The organism is Nocardiopsis sp. NPDC101807 (assembly GCF_044766605.1).
Classification (GTDB): Bacteria; Actinomycetota; Actinomycetes; order Streptosporangiales; family Streptosporangiaceae; genus Nocardiopsis; species Nocardiopsis tropica.
Genome location: NZ_JBIWMK010000001.1, coordinates 852,265 through 868,470, shown reverse-complemented (window position 1 = coordinate 868,470; position 16,206 = coordinate 852,265). Strand labels below are relative to the sequence as shown.

Sequence of the window (16,206 nt, the reverse complement as noted above, 5' to 3'; positions counted from 1 at the left end):
CCGGTGCCCGCCGCCCCCGGCCCCTAACGTCGAGGGGTGACCGCCACCCCGAACCAGCCGCACACCCCGGACCTCTCCGGGCGGCGCTCCCCGCTCCTCGCCCTGGGGGCCGTCGTCACCGCCGGAGCACTGGTCACGGGGCTCTTCGCGGTCGCGACCGCGAAGAACCCCGAGCGCATCGGGTACTTCGCCGACTGGAACGTGGCCAACCGCGGATACACCCTCAAGGAGTTCGAGGACAGCGGCTCCGCCGACCGCCTGACCCGGCTCATGTGGGCGTTCGGGGCGGTCAGCCCGGAGGGGCTCTGCCACGTCCCCGACACCCACGACCAGCCGTGGGAGCTGTACCAGCGCAGGTACGAGGGGGACGAGAGCGTCGGCGGCGAGCCCGACGAGTACGAGCAGGAGCTCGCGGGCGGGCTCAACCAGCTGCGCCGGCTGCGCGAGCGCCACCCGGACCTGGGGGCCAGCCTCTCCCTGGGCGGCTGGAACTGGTCGACCCACTTCTCGGTCGCGGCGCGCACCGAGGAGTCCCGCGAGGCCTTCGCGGCCTCCTGCGTGGACCTGTGGCTGCGGGGCGACCTCCCGGTCCGCGGCGGCGAGCCCCAAGGCGGCGACGGAGTGGCCGCCGGGGTCTTCGACGGCATCGACCTGGACTGGGAGTGGCCCGGGGGAGCCGGGCACCCGGACAACGTCGAGCATCCCGACGACGCCGCCAACTTCACCCTGCTGGTCGCCGAGTTCCGCCGCCAACTCGACGAGCTGTCCGCGGAGACGGGGGAGGAGTACGTCCTGTCGGTGTCCCTGTCCGGCGCGGCGGGGACCAGCGGGACCTACGACCCCGCGATCTTCGGGGAGGTGGACTTCGCCACCGTGCAGGGCTACGACTTCGCCGGGCCGTGGAGCGACGGGACCGCCCACCACTCGAACCTGTTCGCGCCCGCCTCCCAGCCGGACGCCAACAGCGTCGACGCCGCGATCCGGCGCTACCTCGACATGGGGGCGCCCCCGGAGAAGCTGGTGATGGGCGTCCCCGCCTTCGGCCGGGGCTGGCAGGGCGTGCGCTCCGACCGGGACGGAGGGCGCGGCCAGACGGCCTCGGGGCCCGCCGACGACCACTACGACGGCCCCACCATGGCCTTCGGCGACCTGGAGGAACTGGAGGGGCGCCGCCACCTGGACGAGGAGGCCGGCGCCTACTGGGTCCACGACGGCGACGAGTGGTGGACCTACGACAACCCCGACGTGATCGCCCTCAAGGGCGAGTACGTGCTCGACCGGGGCCTGGGCGGGCTCATGGTGTGGAACCTCGACATGGACCCCGACGGAGCCCTGGTGCGCGCCATGGACGCCTCGCTCGGGGGCTGACCGCCGGCCCGGACGAAGGCCCCGCCCGCCCGGGCCCGCGCCCTGTCCTCCGCCCGTGTACCCTTCCCGCTCTCCTGGGCCCGCGCCCTGTCCTCCGCCCCCGGCCCCCGCGGCCCCCGCCCGCCCCGCCGGCACGGATCCGCGCGGCACGGTTGCGGGGCCGCCGCCGGCCGCGCCACCCTGGGCACCATGGCCGACCCGCACAGCAGTACCAGCGCCCGAACCGACGTCGCCGGACTCCGCCTCGACCTGGAGAGCAGCATCCGGGGCACGGTCTCCTTCGACGCGGGCGCCCGCGCCCTCTACACGTCCGACGCCTCCAACTACCGGCGCGTCCCCCTCGCGGTGGTCGTGCCCGAGACCGTCGACGACTGCGTGGCCGCCGTCCGGGCCTGCGCGGCGCACGGAGTACCCGTCATCCCCAGGGGCGGCGGCACGTCCATCGCGGGCAACGCCATCGGCACCGGCGTCGTCATCGACACCTCCCGCCACCTACGCGCCATCGAGCGCATCGACCCGGGGGCCCGCACCGCCACCGTGCAGCCCGGCGTCATCCTCGACGACCTGCGCGCCGCCGCCGCCGAACACGGGCTGACCTTCGCGCCCGACCCCTCCACCCACAGCCGCTGCACCATCGGCGGCATGGTCGGCAACAACGCCTGCGGCTCCCACTCCGTGGCCTGGGGGACCACCGCCGACAACATCGTCTCCCTCGACCTGCTGCTCAGCGACGGCACCCGCCTCACCGTCGGCTCCTCCGACACCGCGGAGGAGTTCGAGGCCCTCACCCGGCGCCCCGGGCGCGAGGGAGAGATCCACGCCGCCCTGGCCCGCCTCGTCGACGCGCACCGGGCCGAGCTGCGCACCGCCATGCCCGAGTTCCGGCGCCGCGTCTCCGGCTACGCCCTGGACCGGCTGCTCCCGGAGAAGGGCCGCAACGTCGCCGCCGCGCTCGTCGGCACCGAGGGCACCTGCGCGTTCGTCCTCGGCGCCACGGTCCGCCTCGTCGAGTCGCCGCCGGCCCGGGCCCTGGCGGTCCTCGGCTACCCGGACGCCGCCTCGGCCGCGGACGCGGTCCCCGACCTCCTCGGCCACGCCCCCCTCACCGTCGAGGGCATCAACGACCGCATGGTCGCGGCCCTGGACCTGCACGGGACCCGCGCCAGGGTCCCCCTCCCCGAGGGCGGCGCCTGGCTCCTGGTGGAGATCGCCGGGCAGGACCCCGCCGGAGCCGCCGAGGCCGCCGAACGCATGCTCGCCGGCCTTCCCCCCGCCTCCCGACCCCAGGACGCCGGCGTCGTCTCCGACCCGGCCCACCAGAGGGCGCTCTGGCGCATCCGCGAGGAGGGCGCCGGGCTCACCCAGCGCACCCCCGCCGGGGCGGACGCCTGGTCGGGCTGGGAGGACGCGGCGGTCCCGCCGGAGAACCTCGGCGCCTACCTGCGCGACTTCGACGCCCTCATGGAGCGCCACGGCCGCTTCGGGGTGGTCTACGGGCACTTCGGCGACGGCTGCCTCCACGTGCGCATCGACTTCGAGCTCACCCACGAGCGCGGCCGGCGGGAGTACCGGGCGTTCATGGAGGAGGCCGCCGACACGGTGGTCCGGCACGGCGGCTCCCTGTCCGGCGAGCACGGCGACGGCCAGGCCCGGTCCGAGCTCCTGGCCCGCATGTACCCCGAGGGGCTGATCCGCGCCTTCGGGGAGTTCAAGCGCGTCTGGGACCCCGCCGGCCTCATGAACCCCGGCATCATCGTCGACCCCCTCCCGCTCGACGCCGACATCAGGGTGGCCGCCGACACCGCCCCGCCCCGGCAGGCACCCCCGGAACGGGGCGCGACACCGCTGCCGCTCCTGTCGCGGGCGACCCTGGCCTACGGCGACGACGGCGGCGATCCCGCCGGTGCGCTGCGCCGCTGCTCCGGGATCGGCAAGTGCCGCCGCCAGTCCGGGCCGGGCGTCATGTGCCCCAGCTACCAGGTCACCCAGGAGGAGAAGCACTCCACGCGGGGCCGCGCCCACCTGCTGTTCGAGATGGCCAGGGGTGAGGTCGTCACGGACGGGTGGCGCTCGGAGGAGGTGCGCGAGAGCCTCGACCTGTGCCTGTCCTGCAAGGGGTGCCTGAGCGACTGCCCCGTCAACGTGGACATGGCGAGCTACAAGGCCGAGTTCCTCCACCAGCACTACCGCAACCGGGTGCGCCCGGCGGCCCACTACTCGATGGGCTGGCTGCCGCTCTGGGCGCGGATGGCGGCCCTGGCCCCGGCCGAGGCCGACCGCGCCGCCCGGCTGCCGGGGGTCTCCCGCCTGGCGAAGAGGGTCGCCGGCGTGGCGGCCGAGCGCGACCTGCCGTCGTTCGCCCGCACCACCTTCACCCGCGCCTTCCGCCGCCGGGCCGCCCGGGGGGAGGCGCGCCGCGGGGGGCCGAGGGTGGTGCTGTGGCCGGACACCTTCGGCAACCACATGAACCCGGGCGTGCCCGCCGCCGCCGTGCGGGTCCTGGAGGACGCCGGGTTCACCGTCGTCCTGCCCCGGGGACAGGTGTGCTGCGGACTGACATGGGTGTCCACGGGGCAGCTCGACGTGGCGCGCGCCGTCATGCGCCGCGCGGTGCGCGCCCTGGCCCCGCTGGTCGAGGAGGGGCTGCCGGTGGTGGGCCTGGAGCCCAGCTGCACCGCGGCGCTCCGCCACGACCTGCTGGAGCTGCTGCCGGGCCCGGAGAGCGAGCGCGTGGCCGCGTCCGTGCACACCCTGGCGGGCTTCCTGGAGGAGTACGCGCCCGACTGGCGGCCGCCCCGGATACCGGCCTCCGCGCTGGCCCAGGTGCACTGCCACCAGCACGCGGTCATCGGGTTCGACGCCGACCGCGCGCTCATCGCCAGGGCCGGGATCGACGGGGAGGTCCTGGACTCGGGCTGCTGCGGGCTCGCGGGGGACTTCGGGTTCACGGAGGGCCGCTACGAGGTCTCCAGGGCCATCGGGGAGCGCGAGCTGCTGCCCCGGGTGCGGGAGGCCTCCCCGGAGACCCTGGTGCTCGCCGACGGCTACAGCTGCCGCACCCAGATCGCGCAGGGGACGGGGCGCAGGGCGCTGCACCTGGCGGAGGTCCTCGCCCGAGGGCTCGACCGGCGCCCGTCCCGCCCCGGCGGCACGTCTTAGGGCGTGTTCCGTGGATGCTGTCCGTCGCGAGCGGCGCATCCGGTGCGTTCATCGCAAGGCCGACGAGGGAGTCAGGGTGGGGTCCTGTCGACGGAGGAGAACGCCGCGAGGGGCGTGCCGGGGCGACGCGCAGCAGGGCGAGTGTCCGCGGAACACGTCCTAGACGCCCATCTGGTCGTGCAGGGCCGACAGCGCCCGGGAGACGGCGTCGGACAGGCGCGGGTCGTCCGGGTCGACGCCCTCGCCCAGGTGGACGCGCCAGTCCACGTCGGCGCCGCCGGGCGGACGGCGCGCCACCAGCCGGAAACCGGTGGTGGAGCCGGCGCCGGGGAACGGCACGAAGCGGTTGACCAGGATGGTCGCGGTGACGCGCTCGGCGACGGTCTCCGCCAGGCGGCGGTAGTCGACGCCGTCGGCGGCCGGGTCGGAGCGCAGGCGGACCGTGTGCTCGCCCGCCCCCTCCTCCGTGAACCTGAAGGTGTCGGGGGTCCAGCTCGCCCGGTCGATGTCCTCCCAGGGCACGGCCCGCCCGCCGGGCAGGTACAGGGCGCGCGTGGTGGTGACGAGCACCTGCTCGCCGGCGTCCCGCCCGGCCGGAACGGCGACGGGCGCGTGCGCCAGCACGCGCTCGCCCCGCTCCAGCCCGGCGCGGACCCCCGCGGGGACGCCGCGGCGGAACAGCGTCACGGGCGGTCCGCCCCGTCGTCGGAGCGCCCGTTCTCGGGCTGGGCGCCGTTGGACGCCCGGGTCTCCCACTCGACGAGTTCGATCTCCTCGTCGGTGGGCCGGGCGAGGAAGTCGCGCAAAGACGTGATCGGCATCTTGTCCACCGTCTTGTCGTAGACGGTGCGACCCGCGTTGCCGACCTGGGCGCCGACGAGTCCGGCGACCTCCTGGACGACGGGGCTGTCCGCGACCCTGCGGGCCGTCCGGGCGAGCTGCTCGTAGCGGGCCCTGCCCGCCTTGGCGCCCAGGACGTATCCGATGGCGAGTCCGGCGACGAACGTGATCCGGTAGCGCATGGGTCCCTCTTCAGACCTTGGAGACGATCGGCGTGTTCCGTGCCTGGCACGTTACCCTGTCGTCGCTCCGCCACACGTGCCGACACCGGTCACGAGCACTCTCCGGGGGCGCTACGCTAGTGGTGTCGCCACGGCCCGGGTCGCGGGGGCGCACGATCCCGCGTAGCTCAATTGGCAGAGCAGCCGGCTGTTAACCGGCAGGTTATTGGTTCGAGTCCAATCGCGGGAGCGTACCGGGAAGGGCCCGTCGGAGAGATCCGGCGGGCCCTTCCCGCGTGTCCGGGCCCCGCGGACCGCTCCCCACGGTGCGGGCCCCGGAAAACACGTCGCGAGCACCCCGGGGGAGGCGCTAGGCTTGTCCTGTCGCCACGGCCCCCGGGTCGCGGGGGCGCACGATCCCGCGTAGCTCAATTGGCAGAGCAGCCGGCTGTTAACCGGCAGGTCATTGGTTCGAGTCCAATCGCGGGAGCCCACACGAAGAGGGCCTCTCCCACGGAGAGGCCCTCTTCGTCTCGTTCCACGGACCGTTGCGGGGGACCGCCGCGACGCGGTCCCCGCGGACACCCGCCGCGCGGTGTCGGGGTCGACCAAACACACGGGTCCGTCCTGGCGCTCCGGCGCCTCCCGCCCTGTGGGGCGGCCCCCTCCCGCTGCCGGGCCGACGGCTCCAGCGCGGGCCAGGGGGAGCGGAGGCGGTCAGATCCTGCCGATGCCGCCGATGATGAGCCGCCGGTTGCGCTGCGGCATCTGGTAGCAGCCCGGGACCGGCGGGGCCACGGGGAGCGTGCGCCAGCGCTGGACCTCGATCAGACCGGGTTCGGGGATCCGCCAGCCCTCGAAGAAGACCTCGATCTCCTTGCGCGTGCGCCAGCGGCCCGAGCCGAGCCGGTCCAGGAACACCCTCTCCAGCTGTTCGGCCCGCGCGTGGTCCTTGGGGAAGAAGGACTGGTCGGGGCGGCAGTAGTGGCTGAGGACCATGTGGCTGCCGGGCGCGAGGGAGTCCCGCAGGGCCGCGATGTGCTCGGCCGGGGAGTCGGCGTCGGACGTGTGCGAGACCACCCCGGTGAGCAGCAGCCCCACGGGTCGCTCCAGGTCGAGGAACGCCCGGGTCTCGGGGTCGTCCAGGAGCCTGCGCGGGGTGGTCAGGCCGGCCCGCACGGCGGTGGTGGTGTGTCCGTCGCGGAGCAGGGCCAGGTGGTGGGTCAGCACCACGGGGTCGTCGGTGGCGTAGAGGACGCGTGCGCCCGGCGCGTGCTCCTGAGCGATCTGGTGGGGGTCGCCGGGGGCGGGCAGGCCCGCGCCGACCTGGATGAACTGCCGGATGCCCTCGCTCTCGGCCAGGTGGCGGACGGCCCGTTGGAGGAAGGCGCGTTCGCCCAGGACCAGGTCCTGGAAACCGGGTGCGGTGCGTTCGGCCATGCTCGCCAGGTCGCGATCGACCTCGAAGTGGTCCTTGCCCTTGAGGTGGAAGGAGCGGAGCCGCGCCAGGCTCGGACGAGCCAGGTCGACGGCGGGCGGAGGGTTGGCCCGGACGTTTTTGCCCCCCGCCTGCCTCAGGAAATCGGGGGAAGTGAATCGAGACATCGCCGTCCTCTTGTCTGAGGTGGGGAAGTTTGGTCGACCCCTGGATTCTATTCGCGGTTGACGTGGTTGTTAACCGAGTCACGGACTCGGGTGGTAAAAAACGGCGTCCGCGCGGTCCCGGGCAGACCCGGCGTGTACGTTACGGCACACTTGGGTTGGCTAGGACGTATATGCGTAATGTCCTTTATGTGAGGAATCAAGGCGGATGCTCGGTCCCTGCAACGCCTGCCACGGTGGGCTGCGGGGAGGCTTCCGAGCCCTGATGGTGCTCCGGTGGCGTGCGGGAAGGGTTCACGGGAAGCGCCCGTCGCAGGTGGCCCGGGCCCCGTCCGGGATAAGGGATGAGTACTACGAATCGAACGCCAATTTATCGTGCGTGCCCACTGCCTGCGGAAATCAACGGAGGCGGAGAGGAATGCGGCACACTTCGCAAACGGATTGCGCCGTCGAAAGGCACGGTGGCCGGGGGGCGTCTTCCTCCGGCGCGGGTCCCGCACCCCGATCCGCCGCCGGACGGCCTCCTCCGGCCCCGTCGAAGGCGCCGCCGCCACCGCCGCGGCGGTGCGCCCCGGGCTCCGGAGCCTCGCTAGCCTGGGGGCATGGACCGTCCCCACACCATCCTGAGCTGCGCCATGTCGGTCGACGGGCGCATCGACGACACCACCCCGGACCGGCTCCGCCTCTCCAACGAGGCCGACTTCGCCGAGGTGGACGAGTTGCGCGCGGGATGCGACGCGATCCTCGTGGGGGCCGGCACCCTGCGTGCGGACAACCCGCGGCTCCTCGTGCGCTCCCCGGCCCTGCGCGCGCGCAGGCGCGGGGAGGGCCGCACCGAGGCCCCGCTCAAGGTCCTGGTCACCCGCAGCGGAAGGTTCGACCCCCGGGCCCGGTTCTTCTCCACCGGCGACGCCGGCGCGGTCGTCTACACCGGCGGGCCCGGGGTGGACGCCGCCAGGGCCGTCCTGTCCGGCAGACCCTCCTCGGACCCGCCGGCCGAGGTCGTCGACGCCGGGAGCCCCCCCACCGCCGAGTCCGTCCTGGCGGACCTGGCGAACCGCGGGGTGGGCCGGCTGCTGGTGGAGGGCGGCGGCCACATCCACACCATGTTCCTCACGTCGGGCCTGGTGGACGAGATCCGACTGGCGGTCGCGCCGTTCTTCGTGGGGGAGGAGGACGCGCCGCGCTTCGTCCTGCCCGGCGCCTACCCGTACTCCTCCGCCGCGCCGATGCGCCTCGTGGAGGCCAGGGCCCTGGGGGACGTCGCGGTCCTGCGCTACCGCCCCGACAACCGCGGCCCGCAGGAGCGGGAGGCCGGGGGCGGGAGCGCCGTGACGGGCGCGCCCCGGACCCGCGGGGAGGACCGGTGACCCCCGGGCCGCCGCCCGCCGAGGGCGGCGCGGACGCGCACTGGCTCCGCCGGACCGTGGAGCTGTCCCGGTCGTGCCCGCCCTCCGACACGGCCTTCTCGGTCGGCTGTGTCGTGGTCGCCGCGGACGGCACGGTCCTGGGCGAGGGCTACTCACGCAGGGACGACCCGCGCGACCACGCGGAGGAGGTCGCGCTGCGCGGGACCGATCCCGGCGACCCCCGCCTGCGCGGGGCCACCCTCTACTCGTCGCTGGAGCCGTGCAGCTCCCGGGCCTCCCGGCCGGCGGCGTGCAGCGCGCTCGTCCTCGCCACGCCGATCCCGCGCGTGGTGTTCGCCTGGCGGGAGCCCGCCGTGTTCGTCGACTGCGACGGAGCCGAGCGGCTCCGGGCGGCGGGCAGGACCGTCGTCGAGCGCCCCGACCTCGCCCGGGGGGTCCAGGAGGTCAACGCCCACCTGCTCGGCTGACCGGGGCCGTCCCCGGGCGGGGAGAGGGGCCGGTGCGGCGGTGCGTCTCCCCTGGCCCGGGAGGGCCCGGCGCCGGCCGGCCCGGGCGTGCCCGACGGCCCCGTGCCGACCCCGCCCGGGCCCCGGCGGTCACAGCCGGTTGACGTCCACCACGTGCACGACCGCGTAACCCTCCGCGTCGGACGCGGCCAGGTCCACCTCCGCGCTGATGCCCCAGTCGTGGTCCCCGGCCGGGTCGGCGAAGATCTGGCGCACGCGCCACAGCCCGGTCTCCTCCTCGATGAGCAGCATCTTCGGTCCGCGCGCGTCGGGTCCGGTCCCGATCTCGTCGTGCTCGGCGAAGTACTCCTCCACGGCCTCGGCCCACTCCTCGCCGCTCCACTCGCCGTCCTGGGACAGCTTGCCCAGGTCCCCGTAGCGGCGGCGGGAGGCCAGCTCGACGCGGCGGAACATCTCGTTGCGCACCAGCACCCGGAAGGCCCGCGCGTTGGCCGTGACCGGCCGCACCTTCTCCTCGGCGGGCTCCTGCCCCTCCGGGGCCTCCTCCTCGGGGTTGGTCAGCTGCTCCCACTCGTCCAGCAGGCTGGAGTCGACCTGGCGGACCAGCTCGCCCAGCCACTCGATGAGGTCGCGCAGCTCCTCGGTCTTGGCGTCGTCGGGCACCGTCTGGTTGAGCGCCTTGTACGCGCTGGCCAGGTAGCGCAGGACCAGGCCCTCCGAGCGCGCCAGCTCGTAGTAGCCGACGTACTCGACGAAGTTCATCGCCCGCTCGTACATGTCGCGGGCCACGGTCTTGGGCCGGAGCGGGTGGTCGCCCACCCAGGGGTGGCCGCGCCGGTACACCTCGTAGGCGTGGTGGAGGAGTTCCTCCAGCGGCTTGGGGTAGTCGACCTCCTCCAGCAGCTCCATGCGCTCGTCGTACTCGACGCCGTCCATCTTCATCTGCTGGACGGCCTCGCCGCGGGCCTTGTTGAGCTGGGCGCCGAGGATCTGCCGGGGGTCGTCCAGGGTCGACTCCACGACGGTGAGCACGTCGAGCGGGTAGGTCGGCGACTCCTTGTCCAGCAGCTCCAGCGAGGCCAGCGCGAACGTCGAGAGCGGCTGGTTGAGCGCGAAGTCCGCCTGGAGGTCCACCGTGAGCCGGGCGGTGCGGCCCTGGTCGTCGGGTTCGGGCAGGGTCTCCACGATGCCGCCGTCGAGCAGCGACCGGTAGATGGCGATCGCCTCGTGGATGTGGCGGCGCTGCGAGGGCCGGTCGTCGTGGTTCTCGGTGAGCAGGTGGCGCATCGCGGTGAAGCAGTTGCCCGGCCGGGCGATCACGCTGAGCAGCATGGCGTTGCTCACCCGGAAGCGCGAGGCCAGCGGCTCGGGGTCGGCGTCGATGAGCTTGGTGAAGGTCGCCTCGTCCCAGGAGACGAACCCCTCGGGCGCCTTCTTGCGCACCACCTTGCGGCGCTTCTTGGTGTCGTCGCCCGCCTTGGCCAGGGCCTTCTCGTTCTCGACGACGTGCTCGGGGGCCTGCGCCACCACGTGGCCGACCGTGTCGAACCCGGCGCGCCCCGCCCGGCCGGCGATCTGGTGGAACTCGCGGGCGCGCAGGCGGCGCACGCGCACCCCGTCGTACTTGCTGAGGGCGGTGAACAGCACGGTGCGGATGGGGACGTTCACCCCGACCCCCAGGGTGTCGGTGCCGCAGATGACCTTGAGCAGGCCCGCCTGGGCCAGCCGCTCGACCAGGCGCCGGTACTTGGGCAGCATGCCGGCGTGGTGCACGCCGATACCGTGCCGCACGTACCGGGAGAGGTTGCGGCCGAACTTGGTCGTGAAGCGGAAGTTGCCGATCTCCGCCGCGATCGCCGCCTTCTCCTCCTTGGTGGACATGTTGATGCTGGTCAGCGACTGGGCGCGCTCGACGGCCTGCGCCTGCGTGAAGTGCACGATGTACACGGGCGCGTTGCCGTCGCGGAGCAGCTCCTCCAGCGTCTCGTGCAGCGGGGTCACCCGGTAGTCGTAGTAGAGGGGGACGGGGCGCTCGGCGGAGGCGACCACGGCCGTGGTGCGCCCGGTGCGCTTCTCCAGGTCCTCCTCGAACCGGCTGACGTCGCCCAGGGTGGCGGACATCAGCAGGAACTGCGCCTGCGGCATCTCCAGCAGGGGCACCTGCCACGCCCAACCCCGGTCGGGCTCGGCGTAGAAGTGGAACTCGTCCATGACGACGGTGTTGATGTCGGCGTTCGCGCCCTCGGCGAGCGCGATCTGGGCGAGGACCTCGGCGGTGCAGCACACGATGGGGGCGTCGGCGTTGACGCTGGCGTCGCCGGTCATCATGCCGACGTTCTCGGTGCCGAAGATCTTGCACAGGTCGAAGAACTTCTCCGACACCAGCGCCTTGATGGGCGCGGTGTAGAACGCGCACTCGTCGCGGGCCAGGGCGGCGAAGAGCGCCCCCGTGGCGACCATGCTCTTGCCGGAGCCGGTGGGGGTGTTGAGGATGACGTTCGACCCGGAGACGACCTCGATGAGGGCCTCCTCCTGGTGCGGGTAGAGGGTGAGGCCCCGCTCCTCGGCCCACAAAGCGAACGCCTCGAAGAGGGAGTCGGGTTCTGGTTCGGCCGGAAGCACATCGATGAGACTCACAGTCTCTATACTGCCCGCTCCCGAGCCCCCTTCGGGACGCGGCGGGCGACCACCGACCCGCCGAGGCGCTCCGGGCGCCCGGTCCCGCCCGCGCACGGCGACGGGCACGCCCCCGTGGGAAGCGTGCCCGTCAGCGGCCCTGCGGCCCCTCGCCGGTCCTACACGAGGCCGAGCTTGCGGACGGTGTCGCGCTCCTCGACGAGCTCGGCGACCGAGGCGTCGATGCGGGAGCGGGAGAACTCGTCGATCTCCAGGCCCTGGACGATCTCCCACTTGCCGTCGCGGGACACGACCGGGAAGGAGGAGATGAGGCCCTCGGGCACGCCGTAGGAGCCGTCGGACGGGATGGCGGCGGAGGTCCAGTCGCCCTCCGGGGTGCCGTTCACCCAGTCGAAGACGTGGTCGACGGCGGCGTTGGCGGCGGAGGCGGCCGAGGACGCGCCACGGGCCTCGATGATCGCGGCGCCGCGCTTGGCGACGGTGGGGATGAAGTCGTTCTCCAGCCAGGCCTGGTCGCCGACGGCCTTGGCGGCGTTGCCGCCGTTGACCTCGGCGTTGAACAGGTCCGGGTACTGGGTGGCGGAGTGGTTGCCCCAGATGGTGAGCTTCTTGATGTCGTTGATCGACACGCCGAGCTTCTTGGCGAGCTGGGTGAGCGCGCGGTTGTGGTCGAGGCGGGTCATCGCGGTGAAGCGCTCGGCCGGGACGTCCGGGGCGTGGCTCTGGGCGATGAGGGCGTTGGTGTTGGCCGGGTTGCCGACCACGAGTACACGGATGTCGTCGGCGGCGCCGGCGTTGATCGCCTCGCCCTGGGGCTTGAAGATGCCGCCGTTGGCCTGGAGCAGGTCGCCGCGCTCCATGCCCTTGCCGCGCGGTCGGGCGCCGACCAGCAGGCCGACGTTGGCGCCCTCGAAGGCCTTGGTGGCGTCGTCGAAGATGTCGATGCCCTGGAGCAGGGGGAAGGCGCAGTCGTCGAGCTCCATCGCGGTGCCCTCGGCGGCCTTGACGGCCTGCGGGATCTCCAGCAGACGCAGCTTCACCGGGGTGTCGGCGCCGAGCAGCTGGCCGGACGCGATCCGGAACAGGAGGGCGTAGCCGATCTGGCCGGCGGCGCCGGTGACGGTGACGTTGACGGGTGCTTTGGACATGACGTGAACTCTCCTGACGACGATGTGCGACCCGCGATGTTACCAACGGGTCATACGCGGCGTCGGTGCCGGGCGCTGGGGTCCGTCCAGTCGCGCGCCGCACTCCACCACCCTAGACCGAGCCCCCTCGGGGCCCGGGACCCAGGTGCGGTGTTCGCGACGCGCCTGCGCACCCGGTTCCGGCAACGCCTGTCCTGTAACGGATTTACGGCGCGGAAACGCCGGACACACCCTGTTAGGATGACGTTTGCCGACGACGGCGGGCCGGTAGCTCAGTTGGTTAGAGCAGGGGACTCATAATCCCTGGGTCGCGGGTTCGAGTCCTGCCCGGCCTACCCCCTCCAGGCACACCAAAAGCGCCGCCGACCTGCGTACACAGGCCAGCGGCGCTTTCTCGTGCCCTGCGGTCGGCCACGGGCTTCCACGGTTCCGTCCGGGGGTCTGCGGGGAATACACGTTGAAGTTTCAGAAGCCCTCGAACCCGGCCCCGGCCCGGCGCCGGGATTCCGCTTCGCCCCGGTCCGAGCACCTCGCGCCAATCCGAAGTGGGACATCGAGGTCTCGTAAGACCCATTCTGTAACTTTTGGGGGATTAGTCCTTGAATCGGATGGTCGCTCCACCGTGCCCCTCGGAGGGGGAGTGCGGCGGGCGGGCCGGGGCCTCCTGTCGGGGAGGGGGCCGGTGGGAGGGGGCCCGGCCCCTTCCGTCCCCGTGTGCGCCGGAACCCGTCCCGGGCTCTCGCGGGCCCCGCGGCCGGGAGGCGTCCGGTGGCGGCGGGTTCCGTGGGATAAGCGCCGAAGATCCCGGTATCCTCGGTGGCGGTAACGCCGAGGTGCGGTCTGCGGGGCGCTCGTCGGGGTCGGCCGGTCCGTGACCCGCCGGTCCCCGGTCACGGGTTCGGGCCCCTCCGTCCTCGGCCGGTGGAGAACCCCTTCGTCCGCAGGGGGTGGGGGCGGACCCGTGTCCGCCCTGGTGAACTTCGTGGACTTCCGGCGCTCATGTCTTTTTTCGCGCTGATTCCTCCACGTGCCGTTCGGGGAGGGACCGCTCGGTCCCGCCGTCCGTCCGGCCGCCGGGCAGGTGTCGTGTGAGACGGGGAACCCCTGTGTCCTCCGGACTCCGGACCGCCCGGAAGTGCCCACAGGCGCGGTCCGGAACATGCTCCGAACGGCCGTGTCAGCGGGGGCGGCTCGTCTAAACTGGCGGCCGTCCGGGGCGCAGTGGTGTCCCACGTCTCACAACCACCGTGCTCCCGGCGTCGTCCGACACGTCGGTGGAACTTCATCGGGAAGGGCGAGCGTTGGGCGCTGATGGGACCGGGGGGCGCGGCGCGCACCGCCGCAGACGTGACGACCTCGCCCCGCACCTGCTCCGCGGTGCGGCGGCCGCCCTCGTGGCGACGGTCCTCGTGGCCGCCTTCTACGTCGTGACCTCGCGCGACGGGGACGCGGGCGTCCAGGACCGGCAGGAGCAGGCGGCGCCGCGGGCCGTCGGCACCCCCTTCGCCAGCCTCGTGGACGAGATCGGCATCTCCCGGGACAACTCCGCCGCCAACGTCGACCTCGACGGGGCGGGCAACAGCCTCTCCTCGCAGGCCCTGGCGGCCGCCGGGTGGACGCCCGGCCGCGAGGTGGTCCTCCTGGGCACCGAGCTCGAACTCCCCGACTACGCCCCCGGGCGCCCCGACCACGTGGTCTCCGACGGCCAGCTGCTCCGGTTGGACGAGGACCGCTACGGATCGCTCACCTTCCTGGCCACCGCCACGCGGACCGGCGGAGCCGGGGGCGGCCCCGCGGTCCACGGAACGGGCCGCGTGGTCTACACGGACGGCGCGGAGCAGGAGTTCGTCCTCTCCGTCCCCGACTGGGTCGAGGGGCCCGCGGGGGACGCGGCGCTCTCGCTGCCCTACGCCAACTCCGCCGGCGTCGGCGGACCGAGTCCCGTCCTCGGCTCCGTGCGCCTGTACGCGCGCAGCGTGCCCGTCGACCCGGCCCGGGAGGTCTCCCACGTGGTCCTGCCGCGGGTGGACGGGAACGAGGGCCGCCTGCACCTGTTCTCCGTGGACGGCCGCCCCTCCTCCGGCTGGACCGGCTCCTGGGCGCGGGCCACCTCCGGATACCTGGAGGTCGGCCCCTGGCAGGACCAGACCCTGCGCCTGTCGGTCCGCACCACCGCCGGAGGGCACGTCGCCAGGATCCGGCTCGACAACACCTTCGCCGCGGAGCCCGTCACGGTGGGCGCCGCCTCGCTGGCGCTCCAGGGGGACGCCGCCGGCACGCGCGGGTCCGCGATCCCCCTCACCTTCGACGGACGCGCCGACACCGTCATCCCGGCGGGCGGACAGGTGTTCAGCGACCCGGTGGAGATCCTCCTGCCGCCGCACACCGACGTCCTGGTGAGCTTCCACCTCCCCGAACTGGTGACCGCGGCCCCCGTGCACTACGCCGCGGTGGACACCAACTACAGCAGCGCACCGGGCAGCGGCGACCAGACGCTCGACACCACCGGGGCGCCGTTCACCGGGCGCGTGGCGCAGTGGCCGTTCCTGACCGGTATCGAGGTCGCCGACGGCCCCGGCGCGATCGTGGCCTTCGGCGACTCCCTCACCGACGGGACGCGGTCCACCCGCGACGCCCACAGCCGCTGGCCGGACGTGCTGAGCACACGCCTCGCGGCCCAGCCCGGCGTGCTCAACCCCGGTGTGCTCAACGTCGGCGTGGCCGGGAACCACGTGGTCAGCGACGGGTACCCCGGGGAGGGGGTCTCCACCAACCCCAGCGGTGTCGCCATGGTCCACCGGGTCCAGAGGGACGTGTTCGCGCAGAGCGGCGTGGAGACCGCGGTCGTCTTCGCGGGGATCAACGACCTGCGCTGGGGCACCTCACCGGACGCGGTGATCAGCGGGCTCGGCCAGATCGCCCGGCTGGCCGAGGCGCACGGCGTCCGGGTGTTCGTGGCCACGCTCGGTCCCTGCGGGGGGGAGCGGCGCTGCACCCCGGAGGTCGAGCAGGCACGGCAGCAGGTCAACGCCTACCTGCGCACGCAGATCGGTGATCCGGCGTCGCCGTTCGACGGGGTGTGGGACTTCGACGCGGTCCTGCGCGACCCGGCCGACCCCGCCCGCCTCCTGCCCGCCTACGACTCCGGTGACCACATCCATCCCGGGGACGCGGGGCTGCGGGCGCTGGCCGAGTCCGTGGACCTCCAGCAGCTCGTCGGCGGGTGACCTCCGACCCCCGCCGGGGGAGCCCGCGCGGGGGCGGACGACCGGGCCCGCGCGGACGGCGCCGAGGCCGTCCGGGCCAGGACCCGCCTACGGGCCGTACCGGTACGGGAGCGGGTCGAGGGGCTCCGGCGCCTCGACGGCGGACCGGCGGGGCCGCGGGCGCCGAACCCCGCGGGCGCGGCGGCCCCGCGCCGGAACGGCCCCCGTCGGGCCCCGGGAACGCGCCC

10 protein-coding genes and 3 tRNA genes are annotated in these 16,206 nt (G+C 73.7%); 8 read left to right on the top strand and 5 right to left on the bottom strand.

Annotated features, from left to right (window positions below):
- Positions 1-36 precede the first annotated feature (36 nt).
- Both ACIRPH_RS03785 and ACIRPH_RS03780 read left to right on the top strand, forming a co-directional pair.
- Positions 37-1,368, top strand: a complete 1,332-nt coding sequence (locus tag ACIRPH_RS03785; protein WP_402908804.1) for a glycoside hydrolase family 18 protein — start codon at positions 37-39, stop codon at positions 1,366-1,368.
- Between the two features lie 189 nt (positions 1,369-1,557).
- Positions 1,558-4,527, top strand: a complete 2,970-nt coding sequence (locus tag ACIRPH_RS03780; RefSeq protein ID WP_402908802.1) for an FAD-binding and (Fe-S)-binding domain-containing protein — start codon at positions 1,558-1,560, stop codon at positions 4,525-4,527.
- 159 nt (positions 4,528-4,686) lie between these two features.
- Here the strand turns inward: ACIRPH_RS03780 and ACIRPH_RS03775 are convergent, their stop codons facing one another.
- Both ACIRPH_RS03775 and ACIRPH_RS03770 read right to left on the bottom strand, forming a co-directional pair.
- Entirely contained in the window at positions 4,687-5,214 is a 528-nt protein-coding gene (locus ACIRPH_RS03775) for a hypothetical protein (RefSeq protein ID WP_267945930.1), read from the bottom strand.
- Positions 5,211-5,549: a hypothetical protein gene (locus ACIRPH_RS03770; RefSeq protein ID WP_402908799.1), complete on the bottom strand. Its 339-nt coding sequence runs from the start codon at positions 5,547-5,549 to the stop codon at positions 5,211-5,213. Before ACIRPH_RS03770 ends, ACIRPH_RS03775 begins: the two co-directional genes overlap by 4 nt.
- A 156-nt stretch (positions 5,550-5,705) precedes the next feature.
- Between ACIRPH_RS03770 and ACIRPH_RS03765 the strand changes: the two genes are divergently transcribed.
- Together ACIRPH_RS03765 and ACIRPH_RS03760 are read left to right on the top strand one after the other, a co-directional pair.
- Positions 5,706-5,778, top strand: a tRNA-Asn gene (locus ACIRPH_RS03765).
- Between the two features lie 167 nt (positions 5,779-5,945).
- Positions 5,946-6,018 (top strand) — tRNA-Asn (locus ACIRPH_RS03760).
- Positions 6,019-6,245: 227 nt separating this feature from the next.
- Here ACIRPH_RS03760 and ACIRPH_RS03755 read toward each other — a convergent pair.
- Positions 6,246-7,133, bottom strand: a complete 888-nt coding sequence (locus tag ACIRPH_RS03755; protein ID WP_402908797.1) for an SAM-dependent methyltransferase — start codon at positions 7,131-7,133, stop codon at positions 6,246-6,248.
- Positions 7,134-7,732: 599 nt separating this feature from the next.
- On the opposite strand from ACIRPH_RS03755, the gene ACIRPH_RS03750 reads away from it, so the two are divergent.
- Both ACIRPH_RS03750 and ACIRPH_RS03745 read left to right on the top strand, forming a co-directional pair.
- Positions 7,733-8,500, top strand: coding sequence for a RibD family protein (locus ACIRPH_RS03750; RefSeq protein WP_402908795.1), 768 nt, complete (start codon positions 7,733-7,735; stop codon positions 8,498-8,500).
- The gene (locus ACIRPH_RS03745; protein ID WP_402908793.1) at positions 8,497-8,967 is read left to right on the top strand and encodes a deaminase; all 471 of its coding nucleotides are present in this window, start codon (positions 8,497-8,499) and stop codon (positions 8,965-8,967) included. The genes ACIRPH_RS03750 and ACIRPH_RS03745 overlap by 4 nt, the downstream gene beginning before the upstream one ends.
- 129 nt (positions 8,968-9,096) lie before the next feature.
- Here ACIRPH_RS03745 and ACIRPH_RS03740 read toward each other — a convergent pair whose 3' ends face one another.
- Both ACIRPH_RS03740 and ACIRPH_RS03735 read right to left on the bottom strand, forming a co-directional pair.
- A complete protein-coding gene (locus ACIRPH_RS03740) occupies positions 9,097-11,589 on the bottom strand; it encodes a DEAD/DEAH box helicase (protein ID WP_402909521.1) in 2,493 nt (830 codons plus the stop codon).
- Positions 11,590-11,762: 173 nt separating this feature from the next.
- On the bottom strand, positions 11,763-12,752 hold the full coding sequence (locus ACIRPH_RS03735; protein WP_402908791.1) for a malate dehydrogenase: 990 nt from the start codon (positions 12,750-12,752) through the stop codon (positions 11,763-11,765).
- Positions 12,753-13,013: 261 nt separating this feature from the next.
- On the opposite strand from ACIRPH_RS03735, the gene ACIRPH_RS03730 reads away from it, so the two are divergent.
- Positions 13,014-13,087, top strand: a tRNA-Ile gene (locus ACIRPH_RS03730).
- A 966-nt stretch (positions 13,088-14,053) separates the two neighbouring features.
- Positions 14,054-15,979: a GDSL-type esterase/lipase family protein gene (locus ACIRPH_RS03725; protein ID WP_402908789.1), complete on the top strand. Its 1,926-nt coding sequence runs from the start codon at positions 14,054-14,056 to the stop codon at positions 15,977-15,979.
- The last annotated feature ends 227 nt before the right edge of the window (positions 15,980-16,206 follow it).

What these genes read in the sequence shown, in the direction of transcription:
- ACIRPH_RS03780 (WP_402908802.1), top strand. Translation starts at nt 1,558, where the DNA reads ATGGCCGACCCGCACAGCAGTACCAGCGCCCGAACCGACGTCGCCGGA.
- ACIRPH_RS03770 (WP_402908799.1), bottom strand. Translation starts at nt 5,549, where the DNA reads ATGCGCTACCGGATCACGTTCGTCGCCGGACTCGCCATCGGATACGTC.
- ACIRPH_RS03755 (WP_402908797.1), bottom strand. Translation starts at nt 7,133, where the DNA reads ATGTCTCGATTCACTTCCCCCGATTTCCTGAGGCAGGCGGGGGGCAAA.
- ACIRPH_RS03750 (WP_402908795.1), top strand. Translation starts at nt 7,733, where the DNA reads ATGGACCGTCCCCACACCATCCTGAGCTGCGCCATGTCGGTCGACGGG.
- ACIRPH_RS03735 (WP_402908791.1), bottom strand. Translation starts at nt 12,752, where the DNA reads ATGTCCAAAGCACCCGTCAACGTCACCGTCACCGGCGCCGCCGGCCAG.